A 19,352-nucleotide genomic window follows, 5' to 3' on the forward strand; every position below is an offset into this window, starting at 1 on the left:
TCGATCAGGGGCGGGAGCAAGCGAACGTTCATTCTCCGCCGGACCTCCCGGAAGCGCATTCAACTACGTCATAGACGCAGGTGGATGCTTTTGTTATAATTGTGAGGGTAATTTGACCTGTGGCGAGGCCCCTTCCCGCCTGTATACGACTGTGCACGGAGGCGATTGTGTGGAGAAGTACATCAACAACTATGTGATTGTAACGATCTTCATTTTGCTAGGCATCCTGCTCCCGGTGGTGGCGTTGACCGCCGGCCGTTTGCTTCGGCCGAATAAGCCGACGGACGAGAAGAAGACGACGTATGAGAGCGGCAATGAACCTGTTGGGGAAGGTCAAGTCCGCTTTAACATCCGCTATTACCTGTTTGCGTTGATGTTTGTAATTTTTGATGTTGAAACCGTTTTTCTATATCCTTGGGCCGTTGCATACAAGCAGCTTGGCCTGTTTGTGCTGGTTGAAATGGCAATTTTCGTAGGGCTCTTGCTAATCGGTCTTCTATACGCCTGGAAAAAGAAGGTGCTCAAATGGAATTCAATCTAGGATCGATCACTCCCGAAGAGCGGCAGGAACTGGAGCGCAATGTATTTATGGGCACGCTTGAGCAGTTGAAGGCGTGGGCGCGAAGCAACTCGCTTTGGCCGTTAACGTTCGGTCTGGCCTGCTGTGCCATTGAAATGATGGGCACAGGCGCATCGCACTATGACCTTGACCGATTTGGAGTCATGTTCCGTACGTCGCCCAGACAATCGGACGTGATGATTGTAGCGGGAACCGTCACGAAAAAGATGGGTCCGCTGCTTCGCCGCCTCTACGACCAAATGCCGGAACCGAAGTGGGTTATCGCGATGGGCTCCTGCGCTACGGCTGGTGGTCCTTATGTGAAATCATACGCGGTTATGAAAGGCGTCGACCAGATTGTCCCCGTTGACGTCTATATTCCAGGATGTCCGCCGAATCCGGCGGCACTAATCTATGGAATCAACAAGCTCCAGGAGAAGATCCGCTACGAAGCCAAGACCGGGAAGCGGGTGACAAGCCGGTGAGCGACGACAATAAAAAAGAACCGGAACAGGAAGAGAGAACCCCTAAGGCCGATGAACGGCCGAAGGATGACGTCGGACAGGCCGGGAATAACGATAATGAGCCGTCGGATACAGCAGCGGCTCAGGCACAAGCGGACCAGGTTGTACCGGAAAAAGCGGCTGCTCCCGAAGCGAAGCCCCCGGCTGCTGCGGCCGAGTCTGAATCCGAACCGGTAAAACCGGAGGCATCGGCCGCTGAAGCCTCAGCTGCTCCAAAGGCTGACCCGGAGCGCGAAGCCAAGCTCAAAGCTGCTGCGGATGCCCGTGCTGCGAGAGCCGCCGCGAAGATCAGCGCCGTTGCCGGCGAAGCCGCACCGGAAGCTGCGCCGTCCGAGGACGCGCAGTCAGTCAAAACTTCTGCGGTCGACCCGGAGCGGGAAGCGAAGCTGAAGGCCGCGGAAGAAGCACGGGCCGCGCGAGCCGCTGCCAAAGCCGAAAGCGAGGAAGCTGCGGCCGAGCCGAAAGCACCGTCGCCGAAGCAGCCCCAGCTGGATGAAGCGGTGGGGCTTATTCAAACGCTGGTTGCCGGAGATGCAATCGAAGAGGCTTATATCAATGAGCTGAACGACCATATGCCGACGATAATCGTTAAGGGCGACCGTTTTATGGACGTCGCCAGGCTTTTCAAATCCCACAATTCACTCGATTGCGGTTATTTGCGCAATGTTTCGGGCGTTGACTATGAGACGCATCTGGAAGTGGTGTATCACCTGGTGTCACTGAGTACCAAGCGAGAATACGCGCTTAAGGTGAAAACTGACCGGGAAAAGCCGCAAGTAGCTTCCGCCGCACCCATCTGGGCAACGGCAAACTGGAACGAGCGGGAAATATTCGACCTGCTCGGCATTGATTTTACCGGACATCCCGATTTGCGCCGCATCATGATGCCGGATGACTGGGTCGGCCACCCGCTTCGCAAAGACTATGAACCGCTGGACCCGGAGGTGTAACAGGCTGTGATTCGTACAGAAGAACTGCTGCTTAACGTCGGGCCGCAGCACCCAAGCACACATGGCGTTTTCCGCATCATCGTCAAGCTTGACGGCGAGGTTATAACCGAGGCGATCCCTGTTATGGGATATTTGCACCGGGGAACCGAGAAGCTTGCGGAAAACTTGAACTATACCCAGATCATTCCTTATACCGACCGTATGGACTATGTGTCCGCCATGACAAATAACTATGTTCTCTGTCATGCCGTCGAGACCATGATGGGGCTTGAAATACCGGAGCGGGCAGAGTTTATGCGCCTTATCGTTATGGAGCTGCAGCGCGTCGCAAGCCACCTGGTCTGGTGGGGCACCTACCTGCTTGATATCGGAGCGATGAGTCCGTTCCTGTATGCATTCCGCGACCGCGAGATTATCATCGATCTGTTCAATGAACTGTGCGGGGCGCGGCTTACCTATAACTATATGCGCGTAGGCGGAGTGAAATGGGATGCGCCTGACGGCTGGATCGAGAAGGTCCGCGATTTCATTCCATATATGGAGAAGAAGCTTGACGAATACAACAATCTCGTAAGCGGCAACGAAATATTCCTTGCCCGAATTAAGGGCATCGGCACATACGATGCACAGACTGCCATTGATTACGGTCTCTCGGGGGCAAATCTGCGCTGTACCGGGATCGACTGGGATTTGCGCAAAGCGAAGCCTTACAGCCTGTATAACCGATTTGAATTCGACGTTCCGCTCGGCAAAACCGGCGACTGCTACGACCGCTACCTGCTCCGTCTGGAGGAAATCCGTCAGAGCCTGCGTATCTTGAGACAAGCGGTGGAGCAGTTCCCGTCCCAAGGCGAAGTCATGGGCAAGGTTCCACGCGTCATCCGCCCGCCTGCCGGGGAGGTCTATGTAAGCATCGAGTCGCCGCGCGGCGAAATCGGCTGCCACATCGTCTCCAAAGGAAAGGCGGAGCCATACCGCCTTAAATTCCGACGTCCGTCTTTCGTCAACCTACAAATACTGCCGAAGCTGCTTGTCGGCGAGACGATGACGAATCTGATTACGATTCTGGGCGGCATCGATATTGTCGTCGGGGAGGTAGACGCTTAATGGGTGCTTGGCTGGACGAAACGCTAACGTGGGGCAACGCTCTTATTTTCTTCCTGTGGGGCGTCGTGCTGCTTGGTATCGTACTTGGATTTGTTACCTACGCGATTTATTTCGAGCGTAAGGTTATCGGCTGGATGCAGCTGCGGATCGGTCCGAACAGGGTCGGCCCGTTCGGACTGCTCCAGACGGTAGCTGATATTCTGAAGCTGCTGTTGAAAGAAGATACGATTCCGCGTAAAGCGGACCGGGTTTTGTTTATTCTGGCTCCGGCGCTTGCATATGTACCGGCTTTTGCCGTACTGGCGGTAATACCTTACACTCAAAAGCTATATTTTGCAGATATAAACGTCGGTCTCCTGTACTATGTAGCGCTCTCGGGCATATCCACAATTGCGATCGTGCTCGGCGGCTGGTCGTCGAACAACAAATACGCACTGCTCGGCGGTATGCGGTCGGCCGCTCAGATGATCAGCTACGAAGTCCCGCTTGTTATCTCCGTAGTAGGCGTTGTCATGGTTTCGGGGAGCCTCAACCTTCGCACCATCGCCGAGCAGCAGGGCGACTGGTTCTGGCAGTGGAATTTTCTGCCGCAAATTATCGGTTTTGTCGTGTTCGTTATCGCTGCGGTCTCGGAGCTTAACCGGACGCCGTTCGACCTGCCTGAGGCGGAATCGGAGCTTGTTGCCGGTTACCATGTCGAATACAGCGGATTCCGGTTCGCATTTTTCATGCTTACCGAGTATGTTTACGTGTATGCGATCGCCGCTTTGACGACGGTACTGTTCCTTGGCGGGTGGCACGCCCCTGCCCCGTTTCTCGATTTTGTGCCTGGCATCATATGGTTCCTGCTCAAGTTCTCCTTCATCGTGTTCTTCCTCTTCTGGCTGCGGGCGACGATGCCTCGTATCCGGGTCGATCAGCTGATGGGACTGGGCTGGAAGGTGCTGCTGCCGCTGGCCATACTCAATGTGTTCATAACAGCCGTCTATCTCGAGCTGTTCATTAAAGGGTAAAAGTTAGGAGGGAGAAGGAATGAAAGGTCTCTTGAAAGGGCTTGGCGTCACGCTCAAATCGATGACTGCAAAAAAAGTCACCACTTCCTATCCCGACGTGCCGTTTATCATGCCGGACCGGTTCCGGGGCATCCAGCATTTTGAGCCCGATAAATGCATCGTCTGCAATCAATGCGCACGCATCTGCCCTACGGAATGCATCACGCTGACGGGTAAAGCGAATCCCGATCCGGACAAAAAAGGGAAAGTCATCGACACTTACGACATCAATTTCGAGATTTGCATCCTTTGCGACTTGTGCACGGAAGTATGTCCAACGGAAGCGATTGTCATGACGAACAACTTCGAGCTCGCCACTTACAGCCGCGACGACTTGTTCAAGGACCGGGAGTGGCTGGACAATAATAACAAGCAAGTGCGTCAGGACAACAACAACATCGGCGCTCCCCAAGCCGCGAAGGGGGGCGCCAAATAAGGATGTTCAATATTAACTTGACCGGTGAGTTCGTCGCGTTCTTCGTCTTCTCGGTTATTATTATTACCGGCGCCGTGCTTATGGTCAGCTTCACCAAGGTCGTCTATATGGTCGTCTCGCTTGCGGCCGTCTTTATCGGCATCGCCGGCATGTTCGTCCTGCTTGAAGCGGAATTTCTCGCCTTTGTCCAGGTGCTGATCTATGCGGGCGCCATATCGATTCTGATGATATTCGGCATTATGATGACAAGGCACGAGGATAGCGAAGCGGAGAAGCCGCGGCCTCTCCAGGAGACGCTTACGGCGATCGGCGCATTAGCGCTGTTCGGCATCCTGTTCTACGCGATCCGGCAATCCGACTTTCAGCAGCCGCAGCAGTCCCTTCAGGCTGGCGCGGACAATACGATGGAAATCGGCAAGAGGCTGTTTACCGATTATATCGTACCGTTCGAGCTTATCTCAGTGCTGCTGACGGTCGCCTTTATAGGGGCGATCGTGCTCGCCAAGAAGGAGGCGGAATAGCTTGTTATCTTCCTATTTAACGATGGCGGCGATTTTGTTCTGCATCGGTCTGTACGGGGCGCTTGTGAAGCGCAACGCGGTTGTGGTGCTGCTGTCCATTGAGCTGATGCTCAATGCGGTCAACCTTAACCTTGTCGCATTCTCGAAGTATGGTGTCGTGCCGTCGCTTACCGGCCAAATGTTCACGCTCTTTATTATTGCTGTGGCCGCAGCTGAAGCGGCAGTGGGTATTGCCGTGCTGATCGCGCTGTTCCGTGCGCGCGGCAGCGTTAATGTCGATGAGTTCGACGAGATGAGGAGGTAAACGACAAGTGGATACGACGTTCTCGCAGATTGCCTGGCTCATTCCGTTATTTCCGTTTGTCGCGTTCCTGCTGATGCTCGCCTTCGGCCGAAATCAGCGGATTCTTGGGGTTACGCTTGGCACGGCCGGCTCACTCGCGGCGCTTGTGGTTTCAATTCTGGTGCTGATCGAGCACATGGCGGATGGGACGAAATATTACCAATACGGATTTAAATGGCTTGATCTCGGGAGCATTCAGATCAATGCCGGCTATGAAGTGACGAATCTCACGGCGCTCATGCTTGTCATCGTGACGACCGTCAGCTTCCTGGTCAATGTTTACTCGGCAGGCTACATGAAAGACGACGAACGGATTTCTGTGTTCTACAGCTATGTCGCACTGTTTTCGTTCTCGATGCTTGGGCTTGTACTGGCGGACAATATGCTGACTCTTTATATTTTCTGGGAGCTTGTCGGCGTATGCTCGTTCCTGCTTGTCGGGTTCTGGTATGCGAAGCCTGAAGCGAAGGCCGCCGCCAAAAAGGCGTTTATCGTGACCCGGATCGGCGACGCGGGCCTGCTTATCGCGATCCTGCTGCTTTACTGGTACATGCCTGACCATGCACTGGATTTCGTACACATTCAGAACGTCTTTGACGGCCAAACAGGCACAATCGCAGCGGGCGTCACCACATTGATCGCCATTCTTATTTTTGTCGGTGCAGTCGGTAAATCCGGTCAGTTCCCGCTTCATGTGTGGCTGCCGGACGCAATGGAAGGACCGACGCCGATCAGTGCGCTCATTCATGCAGCAACGATGGTTGCCGCCGGCGTGTATCTGGTTGCAAGAACCTTCGATATCTTTGAAGCCTCTCAGGCGGCGATGAATACCGTTGCTTATGTAGGGGCATTCACGGCGATATTCGCAGCGACGATCGGTGTCGCACAGAACGATATCAAACGGATTCTCGCCTATTCAACCGTCAGCCAGCTGGGCTATATGATGATGGCTCTTGGACTCGGTTCATTGTCCGGGGGTATTTTCCACCTGCTTACCCATGCATTCTTCAAGGCTTTGCTGTTCCTCGGAGCCGGCAGTGTCATTCATTCCGTACATACTCAGAATATCAATGAGATGGGCGGATTGGGCTCCAAAATGCGTATTACCGCCTGGACGTTCGGGATCGGTTCACTGGCACTGTCGGGCATCCCGCCGTTTTCAGGGTTCTGGTCGAAGGACGACATACTGACGACTGCGCTGCATGAGAAGCCGGCACTCTTCGTGATCGGTGTAATAGCCGCATTCTTCACGGCATTCTACATGTCCCGTTTATTCTTCCTTGTGTTCACCGGTAAACCGAAAGGAAATCAGCAGGCGCACGAGTCGCCGATTTCCATGACGCTGCCGCTTATCGTACTGGCCGTTCTTGCGACTGTAGCCGGTTTCGTGCAGACGCCGTGGAACAACACGCTTGCTTCATGGCTGACCGATGGTGCGGAAACGGAGCACTCCGGCGGCGGCCTGGTAATGGTCCTCTCGATTGCGGTCGGCGCGCTCGGAATTTATCTTGGCTGGCTGGTCTTCGCGAAAGGAACGATTTCCAGAGATGCGGTATCTTCCCGTGCGCCTTGGCTTGTCCGATTGCTTGAACGCAAGTACTACATCGATGAATTGTATCATGTAATATTCGTACAATCGCTGCGCGGCATGGGCCGTCTGCTGAATGCGGTTGACGATTACATTGTCGACGGCCTTGTACGGGTCGCCGGAGGGACTGCGGTTCTTCTGGGACGCGGCGGAACACGCATGCAGAACGGTCAGGTCCAAACGTACGGCTTGATTACCGTGCTTGGGCTTGTCATTCTTATCGCCGCAGTTGTCGGAAGGAGGTTCTGGTAATGCTGTCCAATCTCCCGATTTTATCGCTCATTACCTTCTCTCCTCTGCTTGGGATTATCGTTCTGCTGCTGCTGCCGAAACAAAGCAGCCGCTGGTTGAAAGTAACAGCCATTGCCGCAACATTAATTCCGCTCTTGCTGTCTCTATGGCTCTATGCCGATTTCGACGGGGCTAAGGGCGGAAAGCCCTATGAAGAGAAAGCGACCTGGGTCGACGCTTCGCTTAACAAGGAAGCGGTTGGCGACGTGACTTCGTATTCGTACAAGTTCGAATATCATATGGGCGTTGACGGGCTGTCGCTGCCGCTTCTTCTGCTCACGACGATCGTAACGACCATGGCTGCGCTTGCATCTGTTTATATCAAGAAACGGTGGAAATCGTTTTACATCTGGTTTTTACTGCTGGAAATCGGCATGCTGGGCGTATTTCTTGCCAGGGACCTTTTCCTGTTCTTCGTATTCTTCGAGCTTACGCTTATCCCGATGTTCTTCCTGATCGGCATTTGGGGTTACATGAACCGCGAGAGAGCGGCGAACAAATTCTTGATTTATAATGGGCTCGGCTCGGCGATAATGCTTTTTGCCTTTATCCTCCTGGTCTCTACGGCCGGCTTTAAAGTAGACCAGCCGGCCGGTAAGCAGGAGGCGCATCTGTATTACAGCGGCGACTACCAAGTGATAAAGGATAACCTGACTAACCCGGAATCGTATGTCAACATGCCTCCGGACCAGACGCAAGGGGCGGCGAACCCGTTCTATATGTCGGATGCGATGCGCTGGACGGTCTTTATTTTGCTGCTCATCGCCTTCGGCATCAAGCTGCCGATCTTCCCATTCCATACGTGGATGCTGAGGGTCCATGCGGAGGCGCCTCCGTCGGTCGTTATGATCCACTCAGGGGTTTTGCTCAAGATGGGCGCTTACGGTTTATTGCGGTTCGGTGTATTTCTATTCCCCGCCGAGGCGAGCCACTGGGCAACGGTGATTGCAGTGCTTGGTGTTGTTAATATTCTTTACGGCGCGATTCTGGCGCTCGTCCAGAAAGAATTCAAGATGGTACTCGCGTACTCGTCGATCAGCCATATGGGTATTGTACTGCTGGGCATCGCCTCGTTTAATGAAATCGGTTTGCAGGGCGCCATGATTCAGCTTGTTTCCCACGGTCTGATCTCTGCACTGCTGTTCCTGATTGTCGGCAGCTTGTATGAGCGGACCGGTTCGACGGAACTTGACGAACTGGGCGGACTTGCCCGCAGCTTGCCGTTCATAAGCGGCATTCTGCTTACGGCGGGTATGGCATCACTGGGACTGCCGGGCTTATCCGGCTTTATCGGAGAATTCCTGTCGCTGCTCGGTTTATTCGGCTCGATGCGAGTCCTCACGGCGGTTGCAGTGCTTGGCGTGATTCTGACGGCTGTATATGTGCTCCGCAGCGTCCTCGGCATTACGTTCGGACCAATGCCCGAGCGTTACGGCGCGCTTCGCGATGCGAGGCTCATTGAGGCGGTGCCGATGATTGCCCTGCTGGCATTTATCGTGCTGATCGGAGTTTATCCGGCAGTGCTGACTGAACCAATGAAGCATGGCTTCGATGCGCTGCTGCAGCAACTTAACGGGAAGGCGGGGGGATAGACGATGGATGTAACTCAACAGCAGCTCGCACCGCTTGCGCCTTTCACATGGAGTGATGCCGCCTATCTTGCCCCTGAATGGATATTGATCGCCTTTACCATTGCACTCGCAGTCATTGACCTGGCAATGCCGCGAAGCGTGAGCCGGACGGTAATCGGATGGCTGACGCTCGGGGGGCTGTTGACGTCGCTTGGTTTCGTCGTTTGGCGGCTGATCGATATGAACAGCAAAGTGCCGGCGCTGGATGCGAACGGACAGCCGGTGAGCGGTGCAATCCGATTGCTTGCCGACAGCTACAGGATAGATGATTTCGGCAGCATTTTAAAAATCGTGTTTTTGGTCGCTACAGCCCTTATCGTACTCATGAGTCTGGGTACGGTGAAACGCGATGAAATACCGAATAAAGGTGAGTTTTATTACCTGCTCCTGCCGGCGGTCGTAGGGGCGATGATCATGGCATCATCCGGAGATTTGATTACGTTATTCGTCGGATTGGAGCTGCTCAGCATCACGACTTACGTGCTCGTCGGAATGCGCAAGCATGCCGTAAAGTCGTCGGAGGCGGCGTTCAAATATGTCGTGACGGGGGGCATTTCCACGGCGCTGATTCTGTTCGGCATGTCTTATCTGTACGGGATTACAGGGGCGACGAACCTCGGCGCCGTCGCCCAGGGCGTGCAGCAGCATGCTGCTGATTTTGCGGCGCTACTATATGTCGCGTTCTTCTTCATTCTGGCAGGGCTTGGAATAAAAATCGCGGCCGCGCCTTTTCACGCATGGGCACCGGACGTTTATCAAGGAGCGCCGACGCCCATTACGGCTTTTCTCGCGGTCGTCTCCAAAGGCGCTGCGTTTGCAGTGATTTTTCGTATCGTTTTCAATGTTGCATTCTATGCATCTACGCCCGATAAACCGATTGCTGATGATATCTTCCTTACCCTTCTCATAATGGCGGCAGCGGCTATGATCATCGGTTCGACGGCAGCCTTGAAGCAGTATAATGTAAAGCGGCTTATGGCCCTCTCGGGAATAGCCAATGCGGGTTATCTGCTAGTCCCAGTAGGAGTCTCCCTGAAAGGAATGCACGCGTCCAACTTCGGTGAATTCGCATTCTACCTTGCGGCGTATTTACTGATGAACGTCGGGGCGTTTGCAGTCTTCTCGGTTGTCAGCAAAGCGGCTGGACACGAAGAGGTCAGCAGCTTCGCGGGATTATACTTCCGGGCACCGTGGACGGCGTGCGCTATGATCGTGTTCGTATTGTCTCTTGCCGGGCTGCCGGTTACCGGGGGATTCTTCGGTAAATTGTTCATTCTTCTCGGGGCAGCGCAGTCGAAGGCCTATTGGATTGTTGCCGTGATGGTAGCAAGCAGTGTAATTTCGTACTATTTCTACTTCAGGGTGATCCGTCAAATGTTCATGCGCTCCACCGGCGAGGAAAAGGATGTGCAAGTACCTGCTACAACAGGAATTGCGATCTGGCTGTGTGCGATTTTGACGGTTGCGCTCGGCATCGTACCCGGCCCTGTCATGGACTGGGTGAACGGACACTTTTCCATACTAGGGGACTTGTTTATCCGTTAAATGCGGCAAGAGGAAGACGCTGAAAGGTCCGGCGTGCTTGTATCGGGGATCCATGCCTATTTGGTATAGGTATGGATTTTTTTTGTGAAAAGGAAAGAAAATATGGCGTACATGCAGTGCAAGGAGTATTTGTGATTAGACCGTTTGCCGGATACTGCAAAGATTGGTGGCAAGGCTTATCCCCGCTCTTTTCTATAAATTTAATATTAAGCAGTAATGGCGGCGCATATTATCGTTGTGAGAGCTGATAGAGAGCTAGGACTATCTACTCTTTATAAAGATTTAAATAATTTACCAAAAGGAGATCGACGCCTCAAAAGCGAAAAAGTTTCATATACCAATTTGCAGGTTAAAGGCAGAATATGATGAACGAAATTCACTGGGATACGCACTCCAAAAACAATTTAAAACGAACGGAAAAAGCCTTCGACGGCATGAGAAAAAAGCTGAATCTAAATGTGAAGGCCTGTTTGTTCATGCCGCTGGATGCAGTGCGTGCGTTGATTGTCATAAAGGAACGGGGCGAAACGAGTGAACGTCGTACGTCAGCTTCTAAAAGAAACGAAATAAGCAGGTATGCGGGAAGATCGGGAGAAGTGTATGTGCGGCAGACAGAGGAAGGCAAGAGAGCAGCGGTTAGCGGCCTGACGGACAGACCGGAGAAAGCGGACGGATTGGAGAGGACGGACGGTTTGGAGAGCGCGGACGGTTTGGAGAGCGCGGACGGATTGGAGAGGGCGAACAGAACGGACGGAACGGAAAGATCGGAAAGATCGGACAGATCGGACAGATCGGACAGATCGGACAGATCGGACAGATCGGACAGATCGGGTGAAGTTAATACGAGGCGTTCAACTGAAGATGATCGTCTCGCTCCGGGCAGGCCAGGGACGCCCGGCCTGCGAAACAGCCGTTCGCGGCGTTCCGGCTGCCGCAAGCCGGCGCGGAGCTTTGCCGCCCGAACAGCGCTGCACGCTACGCTCGCAGCGCTGCTGCTCTGGGGCGTCTCTGCTGCGGCGGTATCCGCCGCAGCAGATGCCGCGCCCGCGGCCGCGCCGCCTTCGGCGGCGGACGGCGGCCGTGCGAAGCAGGCCGCCGTGAGCGCCGCAAGCGGCGCCCGGGAGGAGCCGCGCAGCTGGCTCCTCAAATGGCGCGACCCTGCGCAGGCGAAGCCGCTGCCGGGTACGAGTGTGCTGCGCCGCCAATCGGTGCCGGCGGCGGTGGAGTTAATCCGTCCGGCCGATCCGGCAGCGGATACGGACCAGTGGCTCCGGCTGCTTCGCGAAACGCCGGGCGTCGAGTATGTCCAGCCGAACAGCCGGGTAGCGCTGCTTGCCGCAGTATCCTCTAACGATCCGCATCTGCCGAAGCAGCATTATCTGGATCAAATCGGGGCAAAACAAGCATGGGCAACGGTCCGTGATCAAACCGGTTTGACGATTGGCCTTGTAGATACCGGCGTCGACCTTGACCATCCTGATTTGAAAGACAATCTCGTCGAAGGAACGAACCTTGTGGACACGGGACAGCCCCCGGAAGACGATAACGGCCATGGAACGGCAGTCGCGGGTGTATTGGCCGGCAAAGGGGGCAACGGCGAAGGGATTGCCGGTATACTCTGGAAAGCCAAGATAATGCCGATTAAAGCGCTGGATAAGGATGGCTACGGCGATGAGGAACGGCTCGGAGCAGCAATTCTTTATGCGGTGAAGAACGGTGCTCGAATCGTCGTGCTCTCGGTGGGCCTCTACCGATATTCGTCCTACATGAAAGATATTGTGTTATACGCGGAGTCCAAGGGCGTCCTGCTGGTTGCCGCCAGCGGAAACGACGGCCTTGCTTTGGGCTCCAAGGCGGAAGTGAAATATCCCGCAGCCTATCCGAGCGTGCTTGCAGTAGCGGGAGCCACGGCCGCAAACAAGCCGGAGCCGCGCTCCAACTCGGGATCGGAGATCGATATTGCAGCTCCTTGGAACGTGTATACGACCGCAGTAGGCGGGGGATACGCGCGTCAGGAAGGAACATCGATGTCGGCGCCGCAAGCAGCGGCAGCGGCGGCACTGGTATGGGCGATGCATCCGGATTACAAGCCTTATCAAGTCCGCGCCGCACTGCGGCAGAGCGCAAAAGATATCGGTCCTGCCGGGGTTGATAATGCCAGCGGCTACGGCTTGCTGCAAATTAACCGCGCGGTTACATCCGTCCTCAAAGACGATGCCTACGAGCCGAATAACCGCCGGGATACAGCAAAACGTTTTCCTCTCGGGACCAAAATATCGGCGCAGCTCGCGGGCGGTACGGACAAAGACTGGTACACAGTCGATGCCCCCTTTGACGGTATCATTTCCATTCAATTTCAAGGGATTACATCGGCCGGCCAATCAAAGCCGACGGTCCAAATGACCCATTATCAAGGGTACTCGGCAACAGGAACCAAAGAAACAAAGCTGGGAAACCAAACAGTAGAATGGCATGTGAAGAAGGGGCGCAATTATTTTGAGCTGCAATTATTTGATAAACAGATCACATCGCCGCTGCCTTATCTGCTGACATCAGCATTTGAAAGCGGACCCGACGCTTACGAGAAGAACGACAAACAGTACCAGGCCTCTTCCCTCAAACCGCGCTCGCAAACGATTATAGGGAACTTTCATCAGACGGGTGACCGGGACTGGTATGCCATTCATTTTGAGACGGGCGGTACGCTGAAACTCATGTTGTCAACCGATTCGGTACGAATCGATCCGTCAATGTCTATTCAACGGACGGATGAAGTTCTTCAACAAATCGATGAGAACGGTGAAGGCGAAGACGAGACGTCAAAACTCGTCAATATCACGCCCGGTACTTATTACATTCGGGTCTATAACGCGATGTCAGCGCAAGCAAGCCCGACAACCGGGCAATACCAGCTGAAGCTCGATTTCAAAACAAAATATACGGACCCGAACGAACCGAATAATAAAGCCTATGAAGCGACCGGTATAAGGCCGGGCTCCGATTACGTCGGTGTGATCGGCACGTCCAGCGACGTTGACTGGTACCAGCTTCGTCTTACCAAACAGAGCTACGTGAGAGTTACGATTAAGGAAATTCCGGAAGGTATACAAATGAAGGCCCAAGCGGTGGATAAGCGTCAGAAGCAGGTCTTCTCCATCCAATCGGATTGGCACCGGAGCGAAATGACGGGCGAGAAGCAGCTTGAACCCGGATTATATTATATTAAAGTTACCGGGAGCACGGCGTTCGACAAACAATATTACGGCCTCCGCGTTGATGCGCAGCCGATAGTGGCCGGCTTTCGTGATATTTCAGGCCATTGGGCCGAGTCGGACGTCGCAGCGCTTAATAAACAAGGCATCGTGAAAGGGCGCGGAAACGGCCGTTTTTATCCGAATGAAGGCATCACGCGCGCAGAAGCCGTATCAATGCTCGTAAAGGCGTTCAATCCGGGAGGTTCGCTGCAGACCGGCTTTAAAGATGTTCAGGCCGATCATTGGGCATACAAATCGATCGCAATTGCCGTGAATGCAGGTTGGGCCGGCGGTTACCCGGACGGCACATTCGCGCCGGACGGCGTCATAACGCGAGAAGAAATGGCGGTAATGATAGCAAGAGCGCTGAAGGTTCCGACAGCAAGACCGCTCTCCGCACCTTTCCGTGATGTGGAGGCCGCGCGCTGGTCCGCACCTTCGCTTGCCGCGTTTAAGCAGAAGCGTTTAATCGGCGGCTATGACGATTTGCGGTATAGGCCCGAGCAAACAGCCAGCCGGGCGGAATTCGCTGCAATCCTTAGACGTGCATTAGGGTAATGGGACTTACGCTTACGATGATGGTTTTGCTCCGCAAAACCCTGCTTACGCTTACGATGATGGTTTTGCTCCGCAAAACCCTGCTTATGCTTACGATGATGGTTTTGCTCCGCAAAACCCTGCTTATGCTTACGATGATGGTTTTGCTCCGCAAAACCCTGCTTATGCTTACGATGATGGTTTTGCTCCGCAAAACCCTGCTTACGCTTACGATGATGGTTTTGCTCCGCAAAACCCTGCTTACGCTTACGATGATGGTTTTGCTCCGCAAAACCCTGAGGAGAATCCGATATGAACGACATGGATCCGGTACTTACAAGCGCCGGGCTTCACGCCCTGGTGTCGATAATAATCGAGTTGTGCTCCATTACGCTTGCCTGGTATGCGCTGCAAGGCGTTAAGCTGGACTTCATAATGAGCAGGCCGCGCAATGTGAGGGGACGTATTTTACAGGTTATGCTTGCCGTCATACTCGGGCATTTATTTGCCGGTTTTCTCATTGATTACTGGCAATGGTCCAATCTGCTTAGAGGGCTTGTCGAATAACAAAGAGGAAAGATGTTAACAATGGGTAATAGATACGGGTATGAAAAATGAATGGCTTTACGAATAGTATAAAATGCACGGATTAAACGTGATGAAAATAAACCTTGTCGATTTATGTAGATGAATGTTAAGATGAATTTCAGGTGCTTGGAAGGGTACCATATATTACACGATTATGCAAAAGAATCTACTGCGCGCGGAGGGAAACCTAAGATGAGCAAAATAATCGTCCGCGGCGGCCAGCGACTATCCGGAAACGTTCGAGTAAGCGGTGCAAAGAACGCCGTTCTGCCAATTCTCGCGGCCACGTTACTTGCAAAAGAAGGCGAAAGTATTATCAATGACGTTCCCTTTCTTGACGATGTCATAACTATACAACATGTGCTTTCCGCCGTAGGCGGAAAATTATCCTACAATAATGAAACGATGCGCATCTCCGCGCAGCAGCTTACATCCTTTGAGGCGCCTTACGAACAAGTCCGCAAGATGCGGGCTTCATTCCTGGTCATGGGTCCGCTGCTTGCCCGTCTGGGCCGCGCAAGAATTTCACTGCCGGGCGGCTGCGCGATCGGAACTCGTCCCATTGACCAGCATTTGAAGGGCTTTGAAGCGATGGGGGCGGAAATCGTACTGGGGCAAGGATATATCGAGGCCCGTACGAGCGGCCGCTTGAAGGGTGCCAAGATTTATCTCGATGTAGCAAGCGTCGGCGCCACCGAGAATATTATGATGGCGGCCGCTCTTGCCGAGGGGACGACAGTAATCGAGAATGCGGCTAAAGAACCGGAGATCGTGGATCTCGCCAATTATTTGAACGCAATGGGCGCGAAGGTTCGAGGTGCGGGAACGGGCCTCATCCGCATTGAAGGCGTCGAGCAGCTATGCGGCGTGTCACATACAGTTATTCCCGACCGCGTTGAAGCGGGTACTTATATGATCGCGGCGGCCATCACCGGCGGTGACGTCCACATTGACGGCGCGATCGCAGATCATCTGGCGCCAGTGATCTCTAAATTGCAGGAAATGGGCGTTGACATTAACGAAACGGATAATGGCATTCATGTATCTGCTCCTCGCAAGCTGAAAGCGGTGGATGTCAAGACGCTTCCTTATCCGGGATTCCCGACCGATATGCAATCTCAAATGATGGCTCTTCTTATGATGTCGGAAGGTACCAGCGTCGTAACCGAGACTGTCTTCGAGAACCGCTTTATGCATGTTGAGGAATTTCAAAAGATGAACGCGCAAATTAAAGTGGAAGGCCGTCTGGCCATTGTGAGCGGAAGCCGCAGTCTTAAGGGAGCCAGAGTATGCGCCACCGACTTGCGTGCGGGTGCCGCACTCGTTTGCGCCGCACTTAGTGCGGAAGGGGAGACGGAAATTACCGGCATACACCATGTGGATCGCGGTTATGTCGATATTGCCGGCAAGCTCGCGTCATTGGGTGCAAACATTAAGAGGGTTGACGTAGCGGAGCCTTTCGTAACGGTTTCCGTTCAACCGGAAACGTTTGAGCCTGTGATTGCCGGAAAGATGGAAGCTGCCGTTAACGCCGCAGCTGAGGTGCAAGCGGTTATCGCAGTTATTTCAAGCGAAGCTGCAGCCGAAAAGCTGAACGAAACGGAATTCGATTACAAACGGGAGAAAGAAGTTTCCCGAATTAAAGCACAGCCGACATGGGCATAACATAATTTGCTTAAAAAAACCCTGTACCGCTTGCCTGGTCAAGACCCCGTATAGTGGACATTGGAAAAAGCCCTATGCAACAAGCTGGCGCCGGTATTCAACCGGTGTCAGCTTGTTTAGTTTTCGTTGAGCGCGATCTTCATTGTAAAATTGGATGAATTCCTCCATTCGCCTTTGTGCCTCATCGATAGATCGTATATCATAGGGATAGAGTGCTTCGACTTTAAGATGAGAGAAGAAGCTTTCTATCGAGGCGTTGTCATAACAATTGCCTCGGCGTGACATGCTGATTTGGGCTCCAACCTGTGGCAGCATGTCGTGGTAAGCATGAGACGTGTACTGGCTTCCTTGGTCACTGTGAATGATCAATCCAGTCACGTCTTTATGTTTGTTGAACGCCTTCTTAAAAGTCTCTAAAACAAGTGGGTTGTCGTTGTTCCTACTTATGTGGTAGGCAATGATTTCGTTATTCCAGAGATCCTTAATGGCTGACAGATAGATTCTTTCATCCAATACCCGATACTGAGTTACGTCGGTTACCCATTTTAGATTGGGAGCGTCTGCCTTAAAATTTCGTTGCAGTAGATTTTCTGCGATCCGGCCATCCTCTACCGCTGCTTGCTGACTTGTTCGGTGAACATATTTGCGACGGATAACAGCTGAATGCCCAGCTCCTGCATTAAACGAAGTACCTTCTTGTGATTAACCACGAGGCCATGCTGGCGATACAACTCATCCTGTACGCGCCGGTAGCCCACAGTCTTGTTACGGCGTTCAAATATAGCTGTAATTTGACGTTTCAGATCTTCGCTAGGATCATGGTTGCTTCTTTTCAGATAGCTGTAGTATCCACTACGACTGATACCAAGGTATTGGCATAATCCTTTTATGCTTTGTCTGTTCTTCATTTGGTCGACAACGATGTGCTTACAGTGTGCACCTCCTGATTCAAGATTTGTAACCACTTTTTTAGTACGTCTACCTCCAATTGCAACCGACGGAGTTCGCGTTCTTGTTCGGTCTCCGTTCGTTTCGGATCTCCCCGACCATCCTTAAATGCGGTGTCTCCAACTTCCCGATACTTCCTCACCCATATCTTAATTCGATCTTTATCCTGAACTCCCAAATGAATAGCAATGGACCTCTGGCTCCAGCCCTCCACCGTGTGAAGACGAATTGCCTCCATCTTAAGTGACTCAGGATAATGCTTAAATTTTTGTCCCTTTAGCGCCATAAAAAATACACCCCCTAGAAATATCATCGGTCAACCCAGGGGTTTTTCCAATGTCTATTCTAAGGGGTGCACTTCACCAAGCGGTGCAGGGTTTTTTGTTATTTTATTTTCGCCGGGGCGCCAATATTTTCTACGAAAATAGCGATAATTGATTGCTATTGTATAACCGGCTTCCCCTAACCGGGGTATAACCTACCATTTGCATTCATAGACTGTAGAAATCGCAAATCTTAAGAGAGACTTGAAAGAAAGGATCCGGGGAAAGGAGCGGACAATGTCATACACAAGGTGGAAAGCCGCGAGATCCCGCCGCTGGCGGGCTGGCACGGGAAGATGGTGGACCGGTTTTGCTTTCGGGTGGGCGATGGTTATTCTGGTAAAAGCGCTCCTTATTCAATGGACAGCCGATGAGTCGGCCGGTTCTTTCACCGGCACGGAAGCGATAGAATCCGAGCCGATCCAGGAGAATGCCGGGGCTCCGGCGGGACAAGCCGTACAAATTCCTGGTAAAACAGCGTCTGAAGACAGGGGTCTTCCGGATACTAAAAGCCGGACGGTTCGCAATCCGGCCGCCGGCCTGGAGACGTATTACGTCAGCGATTATGAGCGCATTCGGGTTCGTGTATATTTAACGGAGGAAAAGCGCGTAGAAACGCTCCCGATCGAGCTGTATGTGCGCGGCGTGATTGCCGGGGAGATGCCGGTCGATTTCGAGCTGGAGGCACTGAAGGCGCAGGCAATTGCGGCCCGGACCTACATATATAGAAGGCTATTGTCGGGAGATCGGAGCGACATGCCCTCGGACTCCGGAAGTGCAAATGTGACTGATACGGTGCAGAACCAGGTATACTTTTCTGTTAATAAACTGCTCAATCTCTGGGACGGTCAAACCAAGGAGGCCAATCTGGAGAAACTGAACCGCGCTGTCGAAGAAACCAAGGGACAGATAATTACTTACCGTGGAGAACCGATCCAGGCCGCTTTCTTCTCAACAAGCAATGGTTATACGGAGAACGCCTCAGACTATTGGAATGTCGATCTTCCCTATTTGCATAGTGTTGCAAGCCCCTGGGATAAGGCAATTTCACCCCGGTTTAAAGAAACGGTGACGCTGGGGCTGCGCGAGTTTGCAGAAAAGCTTGGTGTAAAGGAAAGCGAAGTCAGTGCGATGCGTGTTTTGGAATTAACTGAAGGCAAGCGTATTAAAACCGTGGCAGTCGGCGGCAATACTTTCTCCGGACGAGAGGTTAGAGAGAAGCTAGGTCTCGCTTCCTCGCAGTTCACTTGGAAGATTAACAATAACAAGCAAATTATCATTACCACATTCGGCTATGGACATGGCGTGGGCATGAGCCAGTGGGGAGCCAACGGAATGGCCCGCAGCGGCCACACGGCAAGACAGATTGTAACCTACTATTATTCCGGAACGCAGGTGGAGCAAGCTTCGAAGCTTCCGAATCGGCATTAAATTAGCAGCCTCTACCTCGTAATCTCAAAAAATGTTAAAACCTCACGTATAAACTGCTA

18 protein-coding genes are annotated in these 19,352 nt (G+C 53.0%); 15 read left to right on the forward strand and 3 right to left on the reverse strand.

The window, feature by feature from the left end; genetic code table 11:
• Positions 1-169 precede the first annotated feature (169 nt).
• The 14 genes from KZ483_RS03290 (at position 170) to murA (ending at position 16,591) form a co-directional block, all read left to right on the forward strand.
• The gene (locus KZ483_RS03290; RefSeq protein ID WP_220351352.1) at positions 170-541 is read left to right on the forward strand and encodes an NADH-quinone oxidoreductase subunit A; all 372 of its coding nucleotides are present in this window, start codon (positions 170-172) and stop codon (positions 539-541) included.
• Positions 526-1,044 carry a NuoB/complex I 20 kDa subunit family protein gene (locus tag KZ483_RS03295; RefSeq protein ID WP_220351353.1) on the forward strand — a complete coding sequence of 173 codons (519 nt, stop codon included), beginning with the start codon at positions 526-528 and terminating at the stop codon, positions 1,042-1,044. The genes KZ483_RS03290 and KZ483_RS03295 overlap by 16 nt, the downstream gene beginning before the upstream one ends.
• Positions 1,041-2,033: an NADH-quinone oxidoreductase subunit C gene (locus KZ483_RS03300; protein WP_258881519.1), complete on the forward strand. Its 993-nt coding sequence runs from the start codon at positions 1,041-1,043 to the stop codon at positions 2,031-2,033. Before KZ483_RS03295 ends, KZ483_RS03300 begins: the two co-directional genes overlap by 4 nt.
• Before the next feature lie 6 nt (positions 2,034-2,039).
• Entirely contained in the window at positions 2,040-3,140 is a 1,101-nt protein-coding gene (locus KZ483_RS03305; RefSeq protein WP_220351355.1) for an NADH-quinone oxidoreductase subunit D, read from the forward strand.
• Positions 3,140-4,153, forward strand: a complete 1,014-nt coding sequence (nuoH, locus tag KZ483_RS03310) for an NADH-quinone oxidoreductase subunit NuoH (protein ID WP_220351356.1) — start codon at positions 3,140-3,142, stop codon at positions 4,151-4,153. Before KZ483_RS03305 ends, nuoH begins: the two co-directional genes overlap by 1 nt.
• 19 nt (positions 4,154-4,172) lie before the next feature.
• Positions 4,173-4,628 (forward strand): NADH-quinone oxidoreductase subunit NuoI, encoded by a 456-nt coding sequence (gene nuoI / locus KZ483_RS03315; protein ID WP_220351357.1) that lies wholly within the window; start codon positions 4,173-4,175, stop codon positions 4,626-4,628.
• A gap of 2 nt (positions 4,629-4,630) precedes the next feature.
• A complete protein-coding gene (locus KZ483_RS03320) occupies positions 4,631-5,149 on the forward strand; it encodes an NADH-quinone oxidoreductase subunit J (protein ID WP_220351358.1) in 519 nt (172 codons plus the stop codon).
• A 1-nt stretch (position 5,150) separates the two neighbouring features.
• The gene (gene nuoK / locus KZ483_RS03325) at positions 5,151-5,453 is read left to right on the forward strand and encodes an NADH-quinone oxidoreductase subunit NuoK (RefSeq protein ID WP_220351359.1); all 303 of its coding nucleotides are present in this window, start codon (positions 5,151-5,153) and stop codon (positions 5,451-5,453) included.
• A gap of 7 nt (positions 5,454-5,460) precedes the next feature.
• Positions 5,461-7,332, forward strand: coding sequence for an NADH-quinone oxidoreductase subunit L (gene nuoL, locus KZ483_RS03330; protein WP_220351360.1), 1,872 nt, complete (start codon positions 5,461-5,463; stop codon positions 7,330-7,332).
• Positions 7,332-8,963, forward strand: a complete 1,632-nt coding sequence (locus tag KZ483_RS03335; RefSeq protein ID WP_220351361.1) for a complex I subunit 4 family protein — start codon at positions 7,332-7,334, stop codon at positions 8,961-8,963. The genes nuoL and KZ483_RS03335 overlap by 1 nt, the downstream gene beginning before the upstream one ends.
• Positions 8,964-8,966: 3 nt before the next feature.
• On the forward strand, positions 8,967-10,547 hold the full coding sequence (locus tag KZ483_RS03340; protein ID WP_220351362.1) for an NADH-quinone oxidoreductase subunit N: 1,581 nt from the start codon (positions 8,967-8,969) through the stop codon (positions 10,545-10,547).
• Between the two features lie 362 nt (positions 10,548-10,909).
• The gene (locus tag KZ483_RS03345; RefSeq protein ID WP_258881520.1) at positions 10,910-14,359 is read left to right on the forward strand and encodes a S8 family serine peptidase; all 3,450 of its coding nucleotides are present in this window, start codon (positions 10,910-10,912) and stop codon (positions 14,357-14,359) included.
• A gap of 291 nt (positions 14,360-14,650) precedes the next feature.
• Positions 14,651-14,905: a DUF1146 domain-containing protein gene (locus KZ483_RS03350; protein WP_220351363.1), complete on the forward strand. Its 255-nt coding sequence runs from the start codon at positions 14,651-14,653 to the stop codon at positions 14,903-14,905.
• Between the two features lie 213 nt (positions 14,906-15,118).
• Entirely contained in the window at positions 15,119-16,591 is a 1,473-nt protein-coding gene (gene murA, locus KZ483_RS03355; RefSeq protein ID WP_220351364.1) for a UDP-N-acetylglucosamine 1-carboxyvinyltransferase, read from the forward strand.
• Positions 16,592-16,663: 72 nt separating this feature from the next.
• On the opposite strand, the gene KZ483_RS03360 is transcribed toward murA, so the two are convergent.
• The 3 genes from KZ483_RS03360 to KZ483_RS03370 are packed head-to-tail and all read right to left on the reverse strand — an operon-like array spanning position 16,664 to position 17,852.
• Complete coding sequence (locus tag KZ483_RS03360) at positions 16,664-17,245, reverse strand: IS3 family transposase (RefSeq protein ID WP_220353237.1); 582 nt, start codon at positions 17,243-17,245, stop codon at positions 16,664-16,666.
• Positions 17,200-17,499 (reverse strand): IS3 family transposase, encoded by a 300-nt coding sequence (locus KZ483_RS03365; protein WP_220351365.1) that lies wholly within the window; start codon positions 17,497-17,499, stop codon positions 17,200-17,202. Before KZ483_RS03365 ends, KZ483_RS03360 begins: the two co-directional genes overlap by 46 nt.
• Positions 17,496-17,852 carry a helix-turn-helix domain-containing protein gene (locus tag KZ483_RS03370; protein WP_309568571.1) on the reverse strand — a complete coding sequence of 119 codons (357 nt, stop codon included), beginning with the start codon at positions 17,850-17,852 and terminating at the stop codon, positions 17,496-17,498. Before KZ483_RS03370 ends, KZ483_RS03365 begins: the two co-directional genes overlap by 4 nt.
• Before the next feature lie 247 nt (positions 17,853-18,099).
• Between KZ483_RS03370 and spoIID the strand changes: the two genes are divergently transcribed.
• Positions 18,100-19,293 (forward strand): stage II sporulation protein D, encoded by a 1,194-nt coding sequence (gene spoIID / locus KZ483_RS03375; RefSeq protein ID WP_258881521.1) that lies wholly within the window; start codon positions 18,100-18,102, stop codon positions 19,291-19,293.
• Positions 19,294-19,352 lie beyond the last annotated feature (59 nt).

The organism is Paenibacillus sp. sptzw28, from assembly GCF_019550795.1.
Taxonomy (GTDB): domain Bacteria; phylum Bacillota; class Bacilli; order Paenibacillales; family Paenibacillaceae; genus Paenibacillus_Z.